We start from the raw sequence: 528 nt of genomic DNA on the forward strand, positions 1-528 counted from the left end.
CCCATGGAGGTCGTACGAAAAGCCTTAGACAGAATATCGACACTTGATAAAGTGTGAACTCAAACAAAGCAAATCAGCTTTCCGAATTATTATTAACGTGGTCCAGAGATGGACACGGTAATAAACAGAATTTGCTTGGTGACAATAGCCTTGTGGAACCACCTGATCCCATCCCGAACTCAGAAGTGAAACGCAAACGCGCCGATGGTAGTGTGGGGTCTCCCCATGTGAGAGTAGGTCATCGCCAAGCATCCAAATAAACACAAAAGCCCTAGCCTAAACCGCTAGGGCTTTTGTGTTTATACGCTCCGCGAAAACTTATCTCGATGTCAACCCGCCGCTAAGCGGGGTCCCCAGCTGCGCAATACATTGCTCCGCGCGACACATCATCAAAATGCTGCGCATTTTAGGCAATGATGACTCGCCCCCATGTATCCCCTTCGGGGATAAAAGAAAGTAGGTCATCGCCAAGCGCCTAATTATCTCATTGAGATGTAACCAAGCCAGCTGAATAAGCTGGCTTTTTTG

Annotated in this window: 1 rRNA gene; it reads left to right on the top strand. The window is 47.7% G+C overall.

Features of this window, described 5'->3' with window-relative positions:
• The first annotated feature begins 134 nt into the window (after window positions 1–134).
• Window positions 135–250, top strand: a 5S ribosomal RNA gene (rrf, locus tag L5L97_RS22870).
• Window positions 251–528: the final 278 nt, after the last annotated feature.

Origin of the sequence: Shewanella sp. SM71, from assembly GCF_025653905.1 — a bacterium.
Classification (GTDB): domain Bacteria; phylum Pseudomonadota; class Gammaproteobacteria; order Enterobacterales; family Shewanellaceae; genus Shewanella; species Shewanella oncorhynchi.